General features: G+C 73.0%; 16 protein-coding genes and 2 tRNA genes. 3 read left to right on the forward strand and 15 right to left on the reverse strand.

The annotated features are described in order from the left end of the window. The 5 genes from ABZ454_RS09855 to leuS all read right to left on the reverse strand — a co-directional run bounded on the left by ABZ454_RS09855 (position 1) and on the right by leuS (position 8,833). On the reverse strand, positions 1-2,637 hold the full coding sequence (locus tag ABZ454_RS09855) for a ComEC/Rec2 family competence protein (RefSeq protein WP_359536958.1): 2,637 nt from the start codon (positions 2,635-2,637) through the stop codon (positions 1-3). Next, positions 2,634-3,311, reverse strand: a complete 678-nt coding sequence (locus ABZ454_RS09860) for a ComEA family DNA-binding protein (RefSeq protein ID WP_359536959.1) — start codon at positions 3,309-3,311, stop codon at positions 2,634-2,636. Before ABZ454_RS09860 ends, ABZ454_RS09855 begins: the two co-directional genes overlap by 4 nt. A gap of 621 nt (positions 3,312-3,932) precedes the next feature. Further along, positions 3,933-4,778: a DegV family protein gene (locus tag ABZ454_RS09865; RefSeq protein ID WP_359536961.1), complete on the reverse strand. Its 846-nt coding sequence runs from the start codon at positions 4,776-4,778 to the stop codon at positions 3,933-3,935. A gap of 168 nt (positions 4,779-4,946) precedes the next feature. Continuing rightward, positions 4,947-5,651 carry a hypothetical protein gene (locus tag ABZ454_RS09870; protein ID WP_359536963.1) on the reverse strand — a complete coding sequence of 235 codons (705 nt, stop codon included), beginning with the start codon at positions 5,649-5,651 and terminating at the stop codon, positions 4,947-4,949. A gap of 314 nt (positions 5,652-5,965) precedes the next feature. Then, positions 5,966-8,833 (reverse strand): leucine--tRNA ligase, encoded by a 2,868-nt coding sequence (gene leuS, locus ABZ454_RS09875; protein WP_356319130.1) that lies wholly within the window; start codon positions 8,831-8,833, stop codon positions 5,966-5,968. Between the two features lie 396 nt (positions 8,834-9,229). Between leuS and ABZ454_RS09880 the strand changes: the two genes are divergently transcribed. Next, positions 9,230-10,573 carry a hypothetical protein gene (locus tag ABZ454_RS09880; protein ID WP_359536965.1) on the forward strand — a complete coding sequence of 448 codons (1,344 nt, stop codon included), beginning with the start codon at positions 9,230-9,232 and terminating at the stop codon, positions 10,571-10,573. Continuing rightward, positions 10,570-12,147 (forward strand): NADH-ubiquinone oxidoreductase-F iron-sulfur binding region domain-containing protein, encoded by a 1,578-nt coding sequence (locus ABZ454_RS09885; protein ID WP_359536967.1) that lies wholly within the window; start codon positions 10,570-10,572, stop codon positions 12,145-12,147. Before ABZ454_RS09880 ends, ABZ454_RS09885 begins: the two co-directional genes overlap by 4 nt. 63 nt (positions 12,148-12,210) lie before the next feature. On the opposite strand, the gene ABZ454_RS09890 is transcribed toward ABZ454_RS09885, so the two are convergent. From ABZ454_RS09890 to ABZ454_RS09900, 3 genes are all read right to left on the reverse strand, one after another. Then, positions 12,211-12,283 (reverse strand) — tRNA-Ala (locus ABZ454_RS09890). 108 nt (positions 12,284-12,391) lie between these two features. Then, the gene (locus ABZ454_RS09895; RefSeq protein ID WP_148018647.1) at positions 12,392-12,625 is read right to left on the reverse strand and encodes a hypothetical protein; all 234 of its coding nucleotides are present in this window, start codon (positions 12,623-12,625) and stop codon (positions 12,392-12,394) included. Positions 12,626-12,860: 235 nt separating this feature from the next. Beyond that, positions 12,861-14,336 (reverse strand): MFS transporter, encoded by a 1,476-nt coding sequence (locus ABZ454_RS09900; protein ID WP_359536969.1) that lies wholly within the window; start codon positions 14,334-14,336, stop codon positions 12,861-12,863. 47 nt (positions 14,337-14,383) lie between these two features. Here ABZ454_RS09900 and ABZ454_RS09905 point away from each other — a divergent pair, with 47 nt between their 5' ends. Further along, entirely contained in the window at positions 14,384-15,478 is a 1,095-nt protein-coding gene (locus tag ABZ454_RS09905; protein WP_359536970.1) for a helix-turn-helix transcriptional regulator, read from the forward strand. 20 nt (positions 15,479-15,498) lie between these two features. Here the strand turns inward: ABZ454_RS09905 and ABZ454_RS09910 are convergent. The 7 genes from ABZ454_RS09910 to ABZ454_RS09940 form a co-directional block, all read right to left on the reverse strand. Then, a tRNA-Ala gene (locus ABZ454_RS09910) sits at positions 15,499-15,571 on the reverse strand. Positions 15,572-15,699: 128 nt separating this feature from the next. After that, complete coding sequence (locus tag ABZ454_RS09915; protein ID WP_359537136.1) at positions 15,700-16,353, reverse strand: histidine phosphatase family protein; 654 nt, start codon at positions 16,351-16,353, stop codon at positions 15,700-15,702. After that, the gene (rsfS, locus tag ABZ454_RS09920) at positions 16,350-16,781 is read right to left on the reverse strand and encodes a ribosome silencing factor (protein WP_359536972.1); all 432 of its coding nucleotides are present in this window, start codon (positions 16,779-16,781) and stop codon (positions 16,350-16,352) included. Before rsfS ends, ABZ454_RS09915 begins: the two co-directional genes overlap by 4 nt. A 279-nt stretch (positions 16,782-17,060) precedes the next feature. Then, on the reverse strand, positions 17,061-18,812 hold the full coding sequence (locus tag ABZ454_RS09925; protein WP_359536974.1) for an LCP family protein: 1,752 nt from the start codon (positions 18,810-18,812) through the stop codon (positions 17,061-17,063). Positions 18,813-18,831: 19 nt separating this feature from the next. Next, on the reverse strand, positions 18,832-19,449 hold the full coding sequence (gene nadD, locus ABZ454_RS09930) for a nicotinate-nucleotide adenylyltransferase (protein ID WP_356324666.1): 618 nt from the start codon (positions 19,447-19,449) through the stop codon (positions 18,832-18,834). A 38-nt stretch (positions 19,450-19,487) separates the two neighbouring features. Then, positions 19,488-19,649, reverse strand: a complete 162-nt coding sequence (locus tag ABZ454_RS09935; protein WP_356324665.1) for a hypothetical protein — start codon at positions 19,647-19,649, stop codon at positions 19,488-19,490. 84 nt (positions 19,650-19,733) lie between these two features. Next, positions 19,734-19,886, reverse strand: coding sequence for a hypothetical protein (locus ABZ454_RS09940; RefSeq protein WP_356324663.1), 153 nt, complete (start codon positions 19,884-19,886; stop codon positions 19,734-19,736). Positions 19,887-19,981 lie beyond the last annotated feature (95 nt).

Genomic DNA, 19,981 nt, shown 5'->3' on the forward strand with positions numbered 1-19,981 from the left:
TCATGAGCGGCCCACCGCACGCAGTCCCGGGCCGGCGCCCGTCACCGCGATCGCGCCGTCCCGGTCCGTACGCAGCACCGCCGCCCCCTGGGACCTGAGCGCCTCGACCGTCCGCGCGGCCGGATGCCCGTACGGGTTGTCCCGCCCCACGCTCACCAGGGCCAGCCTCGGTCGCGTACCGCTCACCAGAGCCGGGTCCTGGTGCGCGGACCCGTGGTGCGCGACCTTGAGCACGTCCACCCGCGGCAGCGTCGGGTAGCTGCGCAAGAGGCTCTGCTGGGCCGGTGGTTCGAGATCTCCGAGCAGCAGCAGCGTGAGCCCGCCGGCCCGTACGAGCAGGGTGACGCTGGCATCGTTCGGCTCCTGCGGTACGGGGCCGGCGGCCGGGCCCGCCGCGGTGGTCGCCCCGCCCGGCGGCCACAGCACCTGCCATGCGAGCCCGCCGATCCGGCGCCGCTCGCCCGGGACGGCGCGCACCACGGGGATCCCCGCCGCCGCGGCGGTCCTCCTGACGAACGCGGCCTGTTCCGGGGGCTCTTCCAGGCTCGTCGTCTGGATCGCGCCCACCGCTCTGCCCCTCAGCGCACCGGTCAGACCCCGCACGTGGTCGGCGTGGAAATGGGTGAGGAGCAGCAGCGGGACGCGGGTGATGCCCAGGTCGCGCAGGCACTCGTCGGCGAGCCGGGGATCGGGCCCGGCGTCGACGACCACGCCCGTGCCGGGGCCGGCCGCGAGCACCAAGGCGTCCCCTTGGCCGACATCGCACATCGCGAACGCCCAGCCGGGCGGCGGCCATCCGGTCAGCACCCGGGTCAGCGGCACCGGCCGGAGCACCACGAGGACGAGCAGCAGCGCGGCGGCCGAACAGATCCACGGACGGTGTCCGAGGCGCCGCGCGAACAGCACCAGCAGCACCGTCAGCGCGGCCAGCAGCAGCGCCCCCGGACGGCCGTCCGGCCAGTCGGTCTCCGCCCCGGGAAGCGCCGCTCCGGTACGGGCCACGGAGGCGATCCACCCCGCCGGCCACCCCGCCACCCGGGCGAGCAGTTCGGCCACCGGCATGGCCACCGGGGCCAGGGCCAGCACGGCGAACCCGAGCACCGTGGCGGGCGCCACCGCGAACTCGGCCAGCAGATTGCACGGGATCCCCACCAGACTCACCCGGGAGGCGAGCAGCACCACGACGGGCGAGCACACCGCCTGCGCCGCGGCCGCCGCCGCCAGAGCCTCCGCGAGCCGCGGCGGTACCCGTCGCCGTCGCAGCGCCTCGCTCCACCCCGGGGCCAGGGTCAGGAGGGCGCCGGTGGCGAGCACGGACAGGACGAAGCCGTAACTGCGCGCCAGCCACGGGTCGTAGAGCACCAGCAGCAGAACGGCGGCGGCCAGCGCCGGCATCAGAGTCCTGCGCCGCCCGGTACCGATGGCCAGCAGCGTGATCAGGCCGCAGGCCGCGGCCCGCAGCACGCTCGGTTCCGGCCGGCAGACGAGCACGAAGGCGAGTGTGAGCCCGCCGCCGAGCAGAGCGGTCCCCCGCAGGGAGATCCCCCACGCGGGCGCCAGCCCGCGACGTTCGGCGCGCAGGGCGCTGCCGGGCGGGCCGATGAGGAGGACGAGCAGAATCGCCAGGTTGGCGCCCGATACCGCCATGAGATGGGTGAGGTCGGTCGCCCGGAACGCCTCGTGCAGTGCGGGCGTGACGCGCGTGGTGTCACCGACGACCAGTCCGGGCAGCAGCGCCCGCGCGTCGGGGCCGAGGTCCTCCGTCGCCGCGCGCAGACCCGCGCGCAGTCCGCCCGCCGTGCGCTGGAGCCGGCTGGGCGGGCCGATGACGCGGGGCGGGCCCTTTCCCTCGGCGCGCAGCACCGCGGTGGCCCGCTCCCCGCCGTGCAGCGGCGGGGCCAGCCGGCCGCTGAGGCGCAGCCGCGAGGACGGAAGCAGCCGCTGCCACCGTGCGGCAGCGCCCCCGGGCGTGACGATGACCAGTACCGGTGTACGCAGCCGGACGGCGGTGCCTCCGGGCCTCGCGAGCCGGACGATCTCCGCGTCCAGGAGCAGCGAGACGGGGGTGCTGTGGTCGCCGCGCACCCGGGGGGCCGTGCGGCGGGCATCGGAGGTCAGGGTGATCTCCGCGTCGATGCGCGCGAACTGCCCGGCCAGCCCGGGCACGGGCCCCTGCCGCGCCTCGGCCCTGTGCAGACCGGCGGACGCCGCACCGGCCGCCGCGCAGAGCAGCACCGCCGCGGCAGCCGTGGCGTACAGCCGGGTGGGCGGCCCGGTGGCTGGCCCGGTCGATGGCCCGGTGGATGGCCCCGTGGGTGGGCCGGTGGGCGGGCCGGTGGGCGGGCCGGTGGGTGGCCGCCCACGGCCGCCGACGCCGCGCCCCTCGCGGTCCGTGCGCGCGGCGAGTGCCGCGCGGAAGGGCCGGAAGCCGGGGACGGCCAGGAGGACCATGGCCGCGCCGAGACAGAGCACCACGCCCACGGCCACCCAGCCGCCGGGGGCGTCCAGGGCCGCCGCGGCACCGGCCCACGCCGCCAGGGCCGGTGGAACCAGCCGCAGATCGACCGGCCCCTCCTGCCGTGGGTCGGAGAGCCCCAGCCGACGGCCCGACGCCGTGTGGACGTCCTGGGTGCTCACGGTCGCACCAGCGGTCGGAGGTCCGCGAACCGGCGGTCGCCGATCCCGTTGACCTCGCGGAGCTCGTCGACGGACCTGAACCCGCCGTGCTGGGTGCGGTAGTCGACGATGTGCTGGGCGAGGACGGGGCCGACGCCGGGCAGGGTGTCGAGCTGTTCCACCGTCGCGGTGCTGAGGCTCACCGGCCCCGCGGCGGCGGTCGGGCCGGCGCCTCCTCCCGTCACGCCCGGGGCAGTCGAGCCAGGTGGGCCGCCCACGATGATCTGCTCCCCGTCCATGAGGACCCGGGCCCGGTTGAGGCCGTTGAGGTCCACGCCGGGGCGGGCTCCGCCCGCCACCCGCAGCGCGTCGGCGACCCTGGCCCCGGCCGGCAGCCGGTGGATCCCGGGGTGCCTGACCTTTCCGCTCACGTCGACCACCACGACCTGGCCGCCCGGCCCGGCGACGGGCGGCGTGCCGGGCGAGGGCTCCGGCACGGCCCCGTCCGTATCCGTGTCCGTCCGCGCCACAGGCGCGTGGGCGTCCGCGGCCTCGCCGACACGCTCCGGAGCACGTACGGGTTCGGGGCGCGCGGACCACAGGTGCGTCGCGGCGAACACCGCTGCCGCGACCAACAGGACCGTGAGGGCGGCCAGGGCCCTCGGCTCCAGCCCGCACCTCAGCTGGAGCCACACCGGAAGCCGCTCCCGCAGCGCGGGCAGGACCGGCCCCCACCGATGTCCGACGTCCGAGTCCAGGCCTGCGGGACGACCCGGTCCCGGCCCCGGCGGGGACGAGGCCGGTGCGTCAGCCGTCGCGATGGGGTGGGCGGGCGCGGGAACGGGCTGAGGCCCGGGCGGTGTCGGCCCCACCCGTGACACGGAAGGCGCCGTCGACGCCGCCCCCGCGCCCAGCCCCACCACCGGGCGGGCGACCCGCCCCCCGTGGCCGCCGGCCATCAGCGCGTCGGCACGGCTGCGTGAAGCCGCGGCCGCGGCAGCAGCCGCGGCAGTGCGCCCCCGTGCCCGCCGTCGGCCCGGCCCGGGGTTCGCCCCGTTCCGGACACGGCCGTCCGAGGTGGGTCCGCGCCCCGGTCCGCTGCCGGGTCCGGTTCGTGACCCGGCCCGGAGCCCGCGGAAACGGCCGGTACCGCTGACAGGCCCGCCGCGGTGACCGGGGCCGCGAGGGGTTACACGCTGTGATCGGGAAGCCATGCCACATGACGGTAGGCACTCCCGCCGGAACCCGCTGAGCGCGCCCTTTTCCGGTGGAAAACCGGACCGTTGTGCATAACCTCACCACTCCGGAGAGTGAGGTCAGCGAGGTGAAACCACCGCTCCCAGCAGCCCGGGCCCGGTGTGCGCGCCGATCACCGCTCCCACCTCGCTGACATGCAGGTCGACCAGGCCCGGCACCCGTTCACGCAGCCGTTCGGCCAGTCGCTCGGCCCGCTCAGGGGCCGAGAGGTGGTGCACCGCGATGTCCACCCGCCCACTGCCCGCCCGTTCGGCGACGATCTCCTCCAGCCGGGCGATGGCCTTGGAGGCCGTCCGTACCTTCTCCAGCAGTTCGATCCGGCCGCCGTCCAGCTGGAGGAGCGGTTTCACGGCGAGGGCCGAACCGAAGAGGGCCTGCGCGGCGCCGATCCGGCCGCCTCGGCGCAGATAGTCCAGGGTGTCGACGTAGAAGTAGGCCGACGTGCCCGCCGCCCGCTTCTCGGCGGCGGCCACCGCGTCGTCGAGACTGCCGTCCGCCTCGGCCGTCTCGGCGGCGGCCAGGGCGCAGAACCCGAGGGCCATGGCGACCATCCCGGTGTCCACCACGCGCACCGGCACCGGGGCGTCCTTCGCCGCCAGGAGAGCGGCGTCGTACGTGCCGGAGAACTCCGCCGACAGGTGCAGGGAGATGATGGCGCTCGCGCCCGCGTCAGCGGCCGCGCGGTAGGCGGCGGCGAAGACCGTGGGGCTGGGCCGGGACGTCGTCACGGAGCGACGTTTCTGCAGGGCGAGCGCGAGGGAGCGGGCCGAGATCTCGGTGCCCTCCTCCAGCGCCTGGTCACCGAGGACGACGGTCAGCGGCACTGCGGTGATGCCATGCCGTTCCATCGCCTGGGGCGGCAGGTAGGCCGTTGAATCGGTGACGATCGCGACATGGCGGGACATGAGCGGGAGGTTACCTGCCGAGAAGGGGGCTCGGCAGTCCGACCCCGAACGAATGATCAGTTCCAGTCGCTTCGGGCCGCATCCTGCCATCTCCGTTCACCCGCGGACCGGCCGGTCGCCGGCGCCCGCCACCGGCGCGCGCCACTTGCACCCGAGCCCCGAACGCCCTCAGTTGGTGGTCTCCGGCCGTGTCGTCTTCTGCCACGGGTAGTCCGTCCGCAGCCGGGGGTCCGGGGCCGTGATGGCCTGCGGGCTCCCCTCGTCGCCCGCCGGCTCCCCCACGGGCTGCTCCTGACCACGGTCCGCCACACGCCCCGGCGCCGGGTCCTCCGTCGTCCAGTGCCTCAGCGCCCCGGCCTCCACGTCGATCTGCACGTTCAACGCCGCCAGGTCGTCGTCGGCGAACTGCCGGGCCCGGTCCCTGGCCGCCCACCGCAGCGACTCGGCGGCACCGGTGATCCGCTCGGTGCGCTCCTTCAGCCCGGGCAGCAGCGAGGCGACGGTCGTCCTGTCGGGCTCGCGCTCCAGCCGCTTCAGGTCCTCGTCCAGCTCGCGGCCGTGCACCCCGAGGCGCTCGAACAGGCCGAGCGACTCCGCGAGCGAGGCGTCGTCCGCCGCACCCGCCCGCAGCGCCTCCTGCGTGGCCCGCATCGAGGTGCGCAGCGAGAGGCGGAGCTGCGCCAGCTCACCGACGACGCCCGGCTGCCCGTAGCTCTTGGCCCGCAGCGTGGTGTCCTCCACGGTGCGGCGGGCCTGCGTGATCGTGCGGTCCACGCCGCGCTTGGCCGCCCCGACGACCTTGACGGTCGCATAGACGCCGAGGGCCATGAAGGCCAGGACGAGCAGCCCCAGAATCAGGATCACGGCTTCCATGAACGCCCCTCGGATCGTGTGACGGCCGGCGGCACGGTTTCACCGCTCCCTCCACCGTAAACGGAACGGGCAGGCAGAGGGTTCCATCGAAACCCCCAACCTGCCCGTAGGGGAAAGCCCGCACGTTCAGCCCACACGCAGAGCTCTTACGCGCGGTCCACACGTAAAGCTCTTACGCGCGGCCCTCACGTAAAGCTCTTACGCGCGGCCCTCACGCAAAGCTCTCACGCGAGCCATGTCGCGCAGCCCTTACGCAGGACCCTCGCCCGCAGCCCTCCCACCGCCACTCGCACCGCCCCACGGACGGCCGTCGCCTAGGCCGGGACGATGTTCACCAGCTTCGGCGCCCGGACGATCACCTTGCGGATGCCCGCCCCGTCCAGTGCCGCGACGACGGCCGGGTCGGCCAGGGCCAGGGCCTCCAGCTCCGCGTCCGTGATCGACGGGGAGATCTCCAGGCGCGCCCTGACCTTGCCCTTGATCTGGACGACGCAGGTCACGGTCTCGTCCACGACGTACGCCGGGTCGGCGACCGGGAAGTCCTGGTGCACGACCGATTCGGTGTGGCCCAGCCTGCGCCACAGCTCCTCGGCGATGTGCGGTGCCAGCGGCGCCACCAGCAGCACCAGGGCCTCGGCGACGGAGCGCGGCAGCGGGCCGCCGGCCTTGGTCAGGTGGTTGTTCAGCTCGGTGACCTTGGCGATGGCCGTGTTGAAGCGCATCCCGGCCATGTCCCCGCCGACACCGTCGATCGCCTTGTGCAGCGCGCGCAGCGTGTCCTCGCCGGGCTCGGTGTCGACGACGGTGACCTCACCGCTCTCCTCGTCGACGATGTTGCGCCACAGCCGCTGCAGCAGCCGGTACTGGCCGACGACCGCGCGCGTGTCCCAGGGGCGCGACACGTCCAGGGGGCCCATCGCCATCTCGTACAGGCGCAGCGTGTCCGCGCCGTACTCGCCGCAGATCTCGTCGGGCGTCACGGCGTTCTTCAGGGACTTGCCCATCTTGCCCAGGACGCGGGAGACCTTCTCGCCCTCGTAGTAGTACGCCCCGTCACGTTCCTCGACCTCGGCCGCCGGGACCGCGATGCCGCGGCTGTCCCGGTAGACGAACGCCTGGATCATGCCCTGGTTGTACAGCTTGTGGAACGGCTCGGCGGACGAGACATGGCCCAGGTCGTGCAGCACCTTGGACCAGAAGCGCGCGTACAGCAGGTGCAGCACGGCGTGCTCCGCGCCGCCCACGTACAGGTCGACGCCACCGGTCGGCTGTCCCTCGCGCGGGCCCATCCAGTACTGCTCGATCGCCGGGTCGACCAGCTGGTCGGCGTTGTTCGGGTCCAGGTAGCGCAGCTCGTACCAGCAGGAGCCCGCCCAGTTGGGCATGGTGTTGGTCTCGCGGCGGTACTTCTTCGGGCCGTCGCCCAGGTCCAGCGTGACGTTGACCCAGTCGGCGTTGCGCGACAGCGGGGTCTCGGGCTGGGTGTCGGCGTCGTCCGGGTCGAAGGTGCGCGGCGAGTAGTCGTCGACCTCCGGCAGTTCCAGCGGCAGCATGGACTCGGGCAGCGGGTGGGCGATGCCCTCCTCGTCGTACACGATCGGGAAGGGCTCGCCCCAGTAGCGCTGACGGCTGAACAGCCAGTCGCGCAGCCGGAAGTTGACGGTGCCCTCGCCGACGCCGTGCTCCTTCAGCCACGCGGTGATCCGGGCCTTCGCGTCGACGACTCCCAGGCCGTCCAGCGAGATCTCGTCGTTCGCGGAGTTGACCAGCTTCGCGTCGTACGAGCCGAAGGCGTCCTCCCACGTCGAGGGGTCGGTACCGCGGTCGTCCGACGGCTCGACGACACAGCGCATCGGCAGCTCGAAGGCGCGCGCGAAGGCGAAGTCGCGCGCGTCGTGCGCCGGTACGGCCATGATCGCGCCGGTGCCGTAGCCCATCAGGACGTAGTCGGCGATGAAGACGGGGACCTGCTCGCCGCTGACCGGGTTCGTCGCGTACGCGCCGGTGAAGACGCCCGTCTTGTCCTTGGCCTCGGCCTGGCGCTCCACGTCGGACTTGGCCGCGGCCTGCTTGCGGTACGCGGCGACGGCCTCGGCCGGGGTGGCGTGTCCGCCGGTCCAGACCGGGTGGGTGCCCTCGGGCCAGGCGGCGGGGGTGATCGGCTCGACCAGCTCGTGCTCCGGCGCCAGCACCATGTAGGTGGCGCCGAACAGCGTGTCCTGGCGGGTGGTGAAGACGGTGATGCTGCCTGCGCCGTCGACGGGGAAGTCGACGCGGGCGCCCTCGGAGCGGCCGATCCAGTTGCGCTGCTGCAGCTTGATGGCCTCGGGCCAGTCCAGGCCGTCCAGGTCGTTCAGCAGCCGGTCCGCGTAGGCCGTGATGCGCATGTTCCACTGGCGCAGCTTGGCCTTGAAGACCGGGAAGTTGCCGCGCTCGGAGCGGCCGTCGGCCGTGACCTCCTCGTTGGCCAGGACGGTGCCCAGCCCGGGCGACCAGTTGACGGGCGCGTCGGAGGCGTAGGCCAGCCGGTATCCGCTCAGGACGTCGGCGCGTTCGGCGGCGCTCAGCGCGCTCCAGTCACGGCCGTCCGGGGTCGGGCGCTCGCCGCTCTCGAACTGGGCGACCAGTTCGGCGATGGGCCGTGCGCGGTCCGCCTCGGTGTCGTACCAGGAGTTGAAGATCTGCAGGAAGATCCACTGGGTCCACTTGTAGTACTCCGACTCGATCGTGGCGAACGAGCGGCGCTTGTCGTGGCCCAGACCCAGCCGGCGCAGCTGCGCCGTCATGTTCTCGATGTTGGCCTCGGTGGAGATCCGCGGGTGCGTGCCGGTCTGTACGGCGTACTGCTCCGCGGGCAGGCCGAAGGCGTCGAAGCCCAGGGTGTGCAGCACGTTGTGGCCGGTCATCCGCTGGTGACGGGCGAAGACGTCCGTGGCGATGTAGCCCAGCGGGTGGCCCACGTGCAGCCCCGCCCCCGAGGGGTACGGGAACATGTCCATGATGAACTTCTTCGGCCTGGCGGCCAGCTCCGGGTCGCCCGCCAGGTCACCGGTCGGGTTCGGCGCCTCGTACGTGCCCTCGGCGTCCCAGAAGTCCTGCCAGCGTGCCTCGATGTCGGCGGCCATCGCTGCCGTATAGCGGTGCGGCGCAGCAACGTCGGCTGCGGAATTCGTCTCGCTCATGATCCTCAAAGCTCCATCGATCGTCATCTGCCGGGCGCCCACGTCTACGGACACGCGTCTACGGAAACGAAAAATCCCCTCGCACAGGAGGGGACGCCGCGCCGATGCCGACCAGGCATTCTCACCGGTCGGGACTGAGTCAGCGCGGCTCGCTAAGCAGAAGGCGTACGGCACGCATGGCGTCAGGGTACCGCACGGGCCCGGTCCCCCTCCGGGCACCGCCGATCCGTGGACACGAGGGGCGGTCGACCGTGCGGCGGAACGTCCGGGAAGCGGCGGTTACTCCGCGTACCGCCCTCTACCGGGGCAACCATTCAAACCTCGTACCGGCCGGTATGGAGCGACCTAGCATGCGGCAACGGGACCGCTTTGCCGAGCCATTCGGAGTCGCCCCCCATGAACCCTCTGAACCCTCATCGCAAGATCCGCTCATCGCCCGCTCCTCCTTCGGGACCGAGCCGTCACGTGCAGGGCGGGCTCACCGTCGCCGCGCTGGTGCTTCTGCCGCTGCTCGCCGTGGCGGGCAGCGACGGTCTGCGCGCCACGCTCGACTTCACGACCGGTGTCCTCTCGCTGGTCTCGCTCACCGCCGCGGTGGGCTGGGGCCTGCTCGCCACCGACCGGCTGTTCCTCTCCTCGCGCCGGCGGCTGATCGGCCAGGCCGTCCACCGCACCGCCGCGGCCGCCTCGCTGGGCTTCCTGCTGCTCCATGTCACGGTGAAGGTCTCACTGGGGCACGTGGCGCTGCTCGGCGCTCTCCTCCCCTTCGGCCTCGGGGTCGGCGGAACGGCGGGGCTGATCGGTTTCGGCTCGCTGGCCGGTCTGCTGATGGTGGTGGCCGCCGCGACGGGGGCGCTGCGCAGCGCCTTCGCCACCCCCAGCAAGGTCGCCGGGCGCTGGCGTGCGCTGCACGCGCTGTCCTACCCCGCCTGGTGCGCGGCTCTGGTGCACGGGCTGTACGCGGGCCGGCCGCCCGCGGCCTGGGTCGTCGTGATGTACAGCCTGTGCCTGGCCGGCGTGGCGGCCGTGCTCGGCCTGCGCATGCTGCCGCCGCCGGTGAAGCGGCGGATCGCCGACCTGGTCACCGCCCTGATCAAGCCGGACGCCCTGCCCGCCGCACCTGATCCGGTGACCCGCGAGGCCCCGCTGCCCGGCGCCGACACCACGGCCCTGCCGGGGGCGTACGGACCGGACGCCGGCGGCGCCGGCCGGGGCGGGCCCGGCAGCCGGATGCGGGGCACCCCGCTGCCCTCGTCCTTCGAGCGCCCCCCGACCACGTTCCCGGCGCCCGCCCCGCCGCTGTACGAGGCCCCGCCCCGCAGCGCGGACCGCCTCACCACGGCGCCGCTCCCGCCCTCACCCGGCGGATTCGGGGGCCCCGGGCCGGGGATCGCCGCCGGGTACCGCGCGGTCTCGCCGTCCGCCGGGCCCGCCCCCCGGAGGCAGCCGTCCGAACACTGGCCGGCCCCGTCGCCCGCCCCGCCGGTCCAGGCCCTGCGCCCGCCCCCCGCGCCGACGGCGCCGGCGCACCCCCCGTACGCCGCGTACGAGCCCCCCGCGTCGGCCTTCCCACCCGCGCCCCCCGCCCCCTACGTCCCCGCCCAGGAGCCTCCGTACGCCGCCGGAACAGCGACCACCGCTCCGCTGCCTCCCGTCGGCGACACCACACCGTTTCCGGGGCCGTTCTACCCGCCCCCGGCCGGAGAGCCCTGGACCGCACCCGCAGGAGACCGAACGTGAACATCCCCCTCCCCGACGTCCCCGAAGTCCGCGTCGTCGGCCTCCCCCAACTGACCAGCGGCTTCGACCTGGTGGAGCGGCTGGACCTCGGCATGCACCTGAAGGTGCACGGTCCTCTGGAGCCGATGACCGGCGAACGCCTGGCGGAACTCGCCGAGTCCATCGCGCTCAACGGCCGGGGCGGTGCCGGTTTCCCGTTCGGCAGGAAGCTGCGGGCCGTCGCCAAGGCGTCGATCCGGCGGGGGGTGCGGCCGGTCGTGGTGATCAACGGCAGTGAGGGCGAGCCCGCCTGCCGCAAGGACACGGTGCTGCTCAACCGTGCGCCGCACCTCATCCTGGACGGCGCCCTGCTGGCCGCCGAGGCGCTCGGCGCCCGCACCCTGGTCGTGGCCGTCACCCGTAACTCCACGGAGATCTCGGTGCGCTCCGCCCTGGCCGAGCGCGGGCTGTCCGACCGGCGGGGGCAGCCGTTGCGGGCCCGGGTGGTGCGGACGCCGGAGCGGATGGTCTCCGGTGAGGCCTCGGCCGTCATCCGTGCGGCGTCCGGGGGCCCCGCCCTGCCTCCGGGGCGCCGCGAGCGGGCCGCCGAGTCGGGGGTCGGCGGCGCCCCGACCCTGCTCTCGAACGCGGAGACGTACGCGCAGCTGGCCGTCGCCGCGCGCATCGGCGCCCGCCGCTACGGGGACACCGGCCTGCCCGACGAGCCCGGAACGGTACTCCTCACGCTCTCCGGCGCGGTCGCGCGCCCGATGGTCATCGAGGTGCCCACGGGCGTGCCGCTGCGGTACGTGCTCCAGCTGGCCGGCGCCCCGGTGCTGCCGCAGGGCGTGCTGACGGGCGGCTATCACGGCAACTGGATCAGCGCGAACGCCGCGCACGACGCCGTCGTCTCGCGGGCTTCGCTGGCCGCGGCGGGCGGCGCGCTGGGAGCGGGCGCGATCCTGCCGATCGGGCCGGAGACCTGTCCGCTCGGCGAGTCCCTGCGGGTGGCGAACTGGCTGGCCGCCGAGACCGCGGGCCAGTGCGGCCCGTGCAAGCTCGGGCTGCCGGCGGCCGCGGGCGGGCTCTCCGACGTACTGAACGGGGGCGGCCCCGCCGCGCTGGAGGCGCTGCGCGAGGTCACCCTGGCGGTCAAGGGCCGGGGCGCCTGCAAGCACCCGGACGGCTCGGCGCGCTTCCTGTCCTCCACGCTCTCCGCGTTCACCGACGACCTGGCCGCGCATGTGCTGGACGGCGGCTGCGGCCGCGAGACATCCGGCGTCCTCCCGCTTCCGGCCCCCGGGTACCAGGATGTGGAGGAATCCATTCCGAGCGGCGAGAAGCTCGCTGTGGACTGGACGCTCTGCCGGGGCCACGGACTGTGCGCGGACATCGTGCCGGAGCTGATCAGGCTGGGCCCGGACGGATACCCGGCGCTCGCGGACGCCGCGGTGCCGATGCATCTGCGGGGACGCGCCCAGCGCGCCGTACGTCGTTGTCCGGCCCTGGCGCTCCGGATCGAGCAGCAGGCCCCCGAGCGGCCCGTCCTGCCTCCGGGCACCGGGCGGAAGGCCCTGGGCAGCGGCCGGAGTTGACCTGAGACGCGAAACGACCGGTGGGCCATCCGCATCGGATGGCCCACCGGTCGATCTTCACTGTGGAGCTAAGGAGAATTGAACTCCTGACCTCCTGCATGCCATGCAGGCGCTCTACCAACTGAGCTATAGCCCCGCGCTGTCCTGCCCGGTCTCCCGTGGCGACATCGAGAACATTACCGGTCCCCCGGCCGTCCACCAAATCGTTTCCGGTCGGCCGCTCCGCGGCCGTTCGCCGGGGCGGTCAGGCGGTGGCGAAGGAGTAGAACCGCTTCAGCGTGCAGTGCTCCTCCAGCAGCCGTCCGTAGATCGGCTCCCCCTCCAGCTCCCGGTAGGTCTCGATGGGGTCGCCCTTTATGACCAGCGCCCGTGCGCACTCCTCGCACCAGTACTGGTAGTCCACGTTGACCGGGTCCATGTCCCTGACGATGGGCGTACCGCTGCCGCACCAGTCGCATTTCCGCCTGTGTGCACCCATGGGTCAGCTCCGGCTGCGGCCGCGGGCCGTACACGGAGGGACGGCCCCGGCGTGACCACCGGACCTTCGGGCCGGCGCGGGCGAGCCGACGACGGCGTGGCCGGCGGGTACCCGGCCTCGGCGGACGAGGGGCAGGTCGGGGAGCGCGTGGCGGCTCGCAGGCATCGCACGCTCCTCCCCGTTCGGTCCGTCTCCCCCTCCGGCGGTCCGATTCTGCCATGACCCCGCAAGGGGGTCAGCCCGCCGGAGATCCCACCCGCCGACGACGCCGCACGAGACCCGCGAGCGCACCCACGACAGCAGCTGCCGCCAGGGCGAGCGCACACACCCACAGCGCCTCGCCCGACCCCTGCGCCCCAGCCGTGTCAAGGCGGTTGAGGTAGAGCGTCCCGAACGCCGCGACCCCGATCAACTGGCCGAGCTGGGTGACGGTCACCAGGAGACCACTGGCGTCAGCGGCATCCACCGGCCGTACGTTCGCCAGGGCACCCGTGAGGGTGGGACTGAAGCCCAGCGCCAGGCCGCACCCCATGATCACGAAGCCCGCGTAGAGGCCCGGCCCGCCGTCGCCGCCGTCCCGCAGGGCCAGGCCGATGACCGTCGCACCTGCCGCGATGAGGACGAACCCGGAGGGCACCAGGGCCCCCTGCCACCGGGCCGGCCACCTGCGCCAGGTCAGCCCGACCGCCCCGAAGGTCAGCGCGGTCGGCGCGAACATCAGCCCCGTGCGCATCGCCGAATAGCCCAGCCCGCCCTGGACGTGCAGCGTCATCGCGAACAGGAAGCCCGCGTTCACCGCCATCGCCAGCAGGATGCGCAGCGCCGCCCGGGCGATGCCGGGAGCACGGAGCACACCGAGCGCGATCAGGGGAGCACCACCGCGCGCGGCCAGCCAGGTCTCGTAGGCCGCGAATCCGGCGAAGAACACCACGGAGGCGAGCAGGCAGATCCAGGTCCAGGCCGGCCAGTCCAGCTCCTGGCCGAGCACCAGCGGGACGGTCAGCAGGGTGACCCCACCGGCGAGCATCACCAGTCCCGTCACGTCCAGTCCGCGGGCGCGCGCCTCCCGCCGCCGCCGGTCACCACGCGGTTCGCGCGGCAGCCCGCGAACGCCGAGCACCAGCAGGACCAGCCCGATCGGCACATTGACCAGGAACGCCGGCCGCCAGCCCGTCCCGAACAGGTCGGCGCTGACGAGCACACCGCCCACCACCTGTCCGGCTGCCGCGCCCGTGGCCAGCACCGCGCCGTACGCGCCGAGTGCCCGCAACCGCGCCGCACCGGTGAAGTTCTGCTGGATCAGACTGAGCACCTGCGGGATCATCACCGCCGCGCCCACCCCCTGGACCACCCGGAAGACGATCAACTGTCCACTCCCCGCCGCCAGTCCACAGGCGAGTGAGGCGGCGGTGAAGACCGCGAGGCCGGCGAGGTGGACACGCCCGTGTCCGAACACGCTGCCGAGCCGGGCTCCGGTGATGAGCAACACGGCGTACGCGATGGTGTAACCGGCCACGACGAGCTGTAACTCGGCCCCCGAGGCGCCGAATTCGGTGCGGATCGTCGGGGCGGCGACATTGACGATGAAGGCGTCGAGCAGTGCCATGAACTGGGCCCCCAGCACGAGCGCGAGCAGGCGCCCGGGGCGGCTGCCGGCGGTGCGGGCTTCGACGGACGGCGGACGGGGAGTGGTAGCGGAGGTCGTGGCCATGCCCTCAAGGCTGGCCGCGGCCGCGTACGGGTGACGAGAGCCCGCTGATGCTGGTACTGGCAGCACCTGGCAACGGGGACCAGGAGCACCGACGATGGGGTGTGACGACGGTGACGGCACAGCAGCGGGCCGCGCGGGATGAGCGGTCCCGAGGGGACCGGCAAGGCCGGCGCGCCCGGCAGGACCAGCAGGACCAGCAGGGCCTGCGGGACCGCCAGGACGGGCCGGACCAGGAGGAGCGCGAGGCCCGGCAGGCCCGGCAGGGACAGCGGCACGGGCGGCGGCCGGAGCTCGCCGCCTTTCTGCGCAGCCGCCGGGCGCGGGTGACCCCCGCCGACGTGGGCATGGCGCCGGGCCTGCGGCGCCGCACCCCGGGGCTCCGCCGCGAAGAGGTCGCCCAGCTCTCCGGCGTGGGGGTCACCTGGTACACCTGGCTGGAACAGGGCCGCCCGATCAACGCCTCCCCGCAGGTCCTGGACGCGGTCGCGCGGACGCTGCGGCTCGATCCGCCCGAGCGCGAGCACCTCTACCACCTGGCCGAGGTGGCGTACATCCCGGGCAGGCAGTCCGGCACGGTCGAGGTCGGCGAGGAGATCCAGGGCATCATCGACGCCCTCGACCCCCGCCCGGCGGTCGTCTACAACGCGCGCTACGACGTCCTGGCGGCCAACGCCGCGTATCTCGATCTCTTCACCGTGCCCGAGACGGCGCGGACCGGTACCCGGAACGTGCTGTGGGCGCTGTTCACGGCGTCCGAGGAGGACTGCCCGGTCGTCCACCGCCTACGGGAGCTGCCCCTCATGGTGGCGACCCTGCGCAGCGCCTACGGACACCATGCGGGCGAGCCCGCCTGGGAGCGGTTCGTCGAGGAACTGTCGGCGGCCAGCCCGTACTTCGCCCAGCTGTGGCGCAGCGGGGACGTCACCCTGCCGGGGCCTCGGGTGAAGACCTTCCGGCACCGGGCGACAGCCGTCGAGATGCGGATGACGTCGGTCTCCCTGTCCGTCAACGGGCTGCCGGAGAGCCGGATCGTCGTGTACACGCCTGCCGACGAGGAGAGCGCCCACCAGCTGACGACGTTGCGCACGTACCGGAGGGCAGCCGGCCGGAGTGGGGGAACAAGCAAGGATCCCGCCCCCTGACGGGGACGGGATCCTGATTGTGGAGCTAAGGAGAATTGAACTCCTGACCTCCTGCATGCCATGCAGGCGCTCTACCAACTGAGCTATAGCCCCGCTGTTCGCTGTGTTTCCCGGCGTTTCCGCGCTGCGAACAAGAAGAACTTTAGCCTGTGACCAGCCGGAAAGTGAAATCCGGCCGGTGCCGCCCGGAGGCGGCCTGTGGCCACCGGCCGGTCACCCGGTCAGGCGTCGTCGCCGAGCACCGGTTCGGGCAGTGTGCCGGCGTTGTGCTCCAGCAGGCGCCAGCCGCGGGCGCCCTCGCCCAGGACCGACCAGCAGCAGTTGGAGAGTCCGCCGAGCCCTTCCCAGTGGTGCGCTTCCAGGCCCAGCAGCCGGCCGATGGTGGTCCGGATGGTGCCGCCGTGGCTGACGACGACGAGCGTGCCGGCGTCGGGCAGCTTGTCGGCGTGCGCGAGCACGACGGGGGCCGCCCTGTCGGCGACCTCGGTCTCCAGCTCACCGCCGCCGCGCCGTACGGGCTCGCCGCGCTTCCACGCGGCGTACTGCTCCCCGTACAGCCCCACGATCTCCTCGTGGGTGAGACCCTGCCAGGCGCCCGCGTAGGTCTCCCGCAGGCCCGGGTCGTGCGCGATGCCGAGTCCGGTGATCGCGGCGAGCTCGGCCGCCGTGGCCGCGGCCCGGCGCAGGTCGGACGCGACGATCGCGTCCGGCTTCAGCGAGGCGAGCAGCCGGGCGGCCCGGCGGGCCTGCCCGACGCCGGCGTCGGTGAGCTCGATGTCGGTGGAGCCCTGGAACCGGCGTTCCAGGTTCCACGCGGTCTGGCCGTGTCGCCAGAGGACGATCCTGCGGCCCCTGCCGCTTCCGCTGCCGTTCAGCTCTGGTCACCTTCCGTGCCGCCGGTGAGCTGTGCGTGCTCCTCGGCCTTGCCACGGGTCTTCACGGCGTCCTCGGGAAGGGGGATCTCGGGGCAGTCCTTCCACAGGCGCTCCAGCGCGTAGAAGACGCGCTCCTCGCTGTGCTGGACGTGGATGACGATGTCGACGTAGTCGAGGAGGATCCAGCGGGCGTCGCGGTCGCCCTCGCGGCGGACCGGCTTGGCGCCGAGCTCCTTCTGGAGCCGCTCCTCGATCTCGTCGACGATCGACTTGACCTGGCGGTCGTTGGGGGCCGAGGCCAGCAGGAAGGCGTCGGTGATCGACAGCACGTCGCTGACGTCGTACGCGATGATGTCGTGCGCGAGCCGGTCGGCGGCCGCCTGAGCGGCGGCGTTGATGAGCTCGATGGAGCGGTCCGTGGCGGTCACATGCAGGCTTTCGTCGGCGGTCAGATCAACCTCTAGGGTCTCACGGACCGCCGACAGCCCACGCAGTCATCGTGCGGAGATCACTTCGGCAGTCGCCCCACAGCCGCCCTGAGCAGCCACGGGACCACCCACGACCAGGCCGGGAAGGGGCCGGGAACGGGCCGGGAACCGCCCCGGAAAGGGGCCGGGGGTGGTCCGTGAAAGGCTCCGGGGCGGCCCCGGAACCGTCCCGGAGCCGCCCCTGGACCGGGCCGGTGACCGGCCGGGCCCGCCGCCCGTCTACTTGATCTCGTAGTCCTGGCCGATGACGACGGACACATCCGCGTTGCCGGCCGGCTCGCCCTTCTTCGCCGCGCTCGCCGGCAGCCCGAGGGTCGCGGCGACCTCGGTCGCCTTCTTCTTGTCCGCCGCGTCCTTGTAGACGACCTCGGAGGAGGCCTCCGTCCCGGACTTCCCGCCGTCGACGAAGGTGAAGCCGCCGTTGACCAGCTTGATCCGGGCGGACTCCGTACCGCCGTCGTCGCCCGTGGCGTTCTTCACGCCGACCCGGACCGCCGCGTCCGCGGCCGGCGCCTTGAACGCACCGCCCAGGATGTCCTTGACGACGCTCTTCGTGGCAGCGTCGGTGAGGGTGCCGTCCTCCTGGACCGGCAGCAGCGCGGTCTTGTAGTCGCCGAGCTTGGCGTGCTCCGCGAGCTTGGCCAGGGAGGCGCCCAGATCCTGCTCGGGCAGGGACGGGTCGAGGATCTGGGCCAGCGTCTGGACGGTGACCGTGGCGGCCTTCGGGTCGTCGGAGATCTTCCTCAGCACTCCGCGCATGACCTGCCCGAACCGCATCAGCTGCTTGGCCTCGGCCTCCTCGGAACCGCGGTACGTGGCGTAGGCGACGGCCATCGGGCCGCTGAGCGTCTGCGCCGCGCCCTTCTTCACCAGGGGCGAGGTCCCCTTCTTGGCGCCGGGAACGTCGGTGTCGGTGTCGACCTCGATGTTGCCGACCAGGTCGACGAGGTTCTCCAGATACGGGGTGTCCAGCCGCCACGTGCCGCTGATGTCGGTACCGAGCAGGGCGTCGATGGACTCGCGGGTGCCGGAGGTCCCGTCGTCGTCGACCGACTTGCCGAGCGTGGTGGTGACGCCGTCCTCGTCGGAGACGGCCAGCGAGTTGGGCAGCAGGACCGTGGTGCCCTGCTTGGTGGTGACGTTGTCGACGAGCAGGGCCGTGGAGGTGCCCCCGCCCTTGGTGTTGTGGAGGTGGACCACGATGACGTCCCGCTGCTGGGGGCCGGTCGCCGTGGTCTTCTTCTTCTCCGAGGAGGAGAAGCCCGGAAGCTTGTCCGCCGACCACAGATAGCCGACGCCGCCGACCACGACGAGGGCGGCCACGACGATCAGCGCGACCATCCGGTTGTGACCGCGACGGCGTGCCTCCTCGCGCCGTTCACTGCGGCTCTCGGTGAACTTCAGCCAGTCGATGACGTCTTCGGAGTCCTCGTCGGGCTCCTCGATGAAGGAGAACTGCTCCGTGCGGTAGTCGCGGTCGCCCCGGCGCGGCCCCGGGACCGCCGGCTCCGGCTCCGCCGCGGGCTGCGGCGCGGGGGCGCGCTGCTGCGGAGGTGCCGCGGGCTCGGAGGCCGGGGCCTCGGGCGCCGCGGCCTGCTGCGGGATGCTCCACTGCTGCGTGGTGTCGACCGCGGCGGGCTGCTGGCCCGTGTCGTAGCCGTAGCCGTAGCCGCCGTCGTAGCCGTAACCCTGCTGCGGGTGCTGCTGTTGCTGCGGGGCGGCGTAGGGGTCGTACTGCTGCGGGGGCGCGACGGGCTGCTGTTGCTGTTGCTGTTGTTGTGGCTGCTGCTGGGCGTACGGGTCGTAGCCGTACGTCTGACCGGTCTGCGGCGCCTGCTGCGCGTACGGGTCGTACTGCTGCTGTCCGGTCTGCTCTCCAGGCTGCTGGTACACCGGCTGCCCGTACTCGTCGTAGCCGATGATCTGCGGCTGCTGGTAGTACGGGTCGTACGGATTCTGTCGGTCGTTCACCGGTGCCCCTCTCCGTGGCTCATTCGCCGCGGTACAGCTGGCGCTTGTCGATGTAGCGGACCACACCGTCCGGCACCAGGTACCAGACCGGGTCCCCCTGGGCGACCCTCCCACGGCAGTCCGTGGAGGAGATAGCCAGTGCGGGGACCTCCACGAGGGAGACGCCACCCTTCGGCAGCCCGTCGTCCGTGAGCAGGTGCCCCGGGCGCGTCACACCGATGAAGTGGGACAGCGAGAAGAGCTCGGCGGCATCCCGCCAGGTGAGGATCTGGGAGAGGGCGTCGGCGCCGGTGATGAAGAAGAGGTCCGCGTCGCCGTGGACCGCGCGCAGGTCCCGCAGGGTGTCGATCGTGTACGTGGGGCCCTTGCGGTCGATGTCGCTCCGGCTGACCGAGAACTGCGGGTTGGACGCCGTCGCGATCACGGTCATCAGATAACGGTCCTCGGCCGGGGAGACCTCCTTGTGGCTCTTCTGCCACGGCTGCCCGGTCGGAACGAAGATCACCTCGTCGAGGTGGAACTGGGCGGCCACTTCACTGGCCGCCACCAGGTGTCCATGATGAATCGGGTCAAACGTCCCGCCCATCACGCCGAGTCGGCGCTTTCTGCGGCCGGTAGGCACTTCCTGCTCTCCCATGCGTGCAGAGCCTACTGGCACAGCTGTACGCCTCGGCCTCAGCGGTCGCGGTTGAAGCGCGTGGTGATCCACAGCAGGAGGAGAAGCACGACGAAGGCGCCGCCACCGGTGAGGAGCGGGCTGAGACTGTCGTGGTTGCCACCGTGCTCGCCCTCGGCGGCGACGGTGACCAGCTGGTGTGCGGTGCTCGTGAGGCTCATCTTCGGCAGGACCTATCGATCGGGAGTCGGAGGGAAGACGTCGCGGACATCGTATGCGGGTGCCCCGGGCACGCTCACGCCGACTCAGTCGTTGTTGTCGTCGTTGCGGTATCCGCGCAGCAGGAACCAGGCGAGCAGGGCCGCTCCGACGAGCGAGGCGATCAGCACGACGCGGATCGTGTTGCCCGGCCCCTGATCCCCGGATGCGGCGGCGAACAGAGCAACGGTGTGCGGCATGTCGGGCGTCTCCTCAGTTGTCCACAGCCCCCCGCACACCGTAGCCCCAGCACCTACGCTGGGTTCTGTCAGGGGGCGAGCGAGGTTTCGTGCGA

It is taken from the genome of Streptomyces sp. NPDC005803, from assembly GCF_040630435.1.
In the GTDB taxonomy this organism is placed as follows: domain Bacteria; phylum Actinomycetota; class Actinomycetes; order Streptomycetales; family Streptomycetaceae; genus Streptomyces.

Coding starts and splice junctions, on each gene's coding strand:
- ABZ454_RS09905 (WP_359536970.1), top strand. CDS start 14,384: ATGCTGGTACTGGCAGCACCTGGCAACGGGGACCAGGAGCACCGACGA.
- ABZ454_RS09880 (WP_359536965.1), top strand. CDS start 9,230: ATGAACCCTCTGAACCCTCATCGCAAGATCCGCTCATCGCCCGCTCCT.
- ABZ454_RS09865 (WP_359536961.1), bottom strand. CDS start 4,778: ATGTCCCGCCATGTCGCGATCGTCACCGATTCAACGGCCTACCTGCCG.
- leuS (WP_356319130.1), bottom strand. CDS start 8,833: ATGAGCGAGACGAATTCCGCAGCCGACGTTGCTGCGCCGCACCGCTAT.
- nadD (WP_356324666.1), bottom strand. CDS start 19,449: ATGGGAGAGCAGGAAGTGCCTACCGGCCGCAGAAAGCGCCGACTCGGC.
- ABZ454_RS09870 (WP_359536963.1), bottom strand. CDS start 5,651: ATGGAAGCCGTGATCCTGATTCTGGGGCTGCTCGTCCTGGCCTTCATG.
- ABZ454_RS09935 (WP_356324665.1), bottom strand. CDS start 19,649: ATGAGCCTCACGAGCACCGCACACCAGCTGGTCACCGTCGCCGCCGAG.
- ABZ454_RS09940 (WP_356324663.1), bottom strand. CDS start 19,886: ATGCCGCACACCGTTGCTCTGTTCGCCGCCGCATCCGGGGATCAGGGG.
- ABZ454_RS09900 (WP_359536969.1), bottom strand. CDS start 14,336: ATGGCCACGACCTCCGCTACCACTCCCCGTCCGCCGTCCGTCGAAGCC.
- ABZ454_RS09895 (WP_148018647.1), bottom strand. CDS start 12,625: ATGGGTGCACACAGGCGGAAATGCGACTGGTGCGGCAGCGGTACGCCC.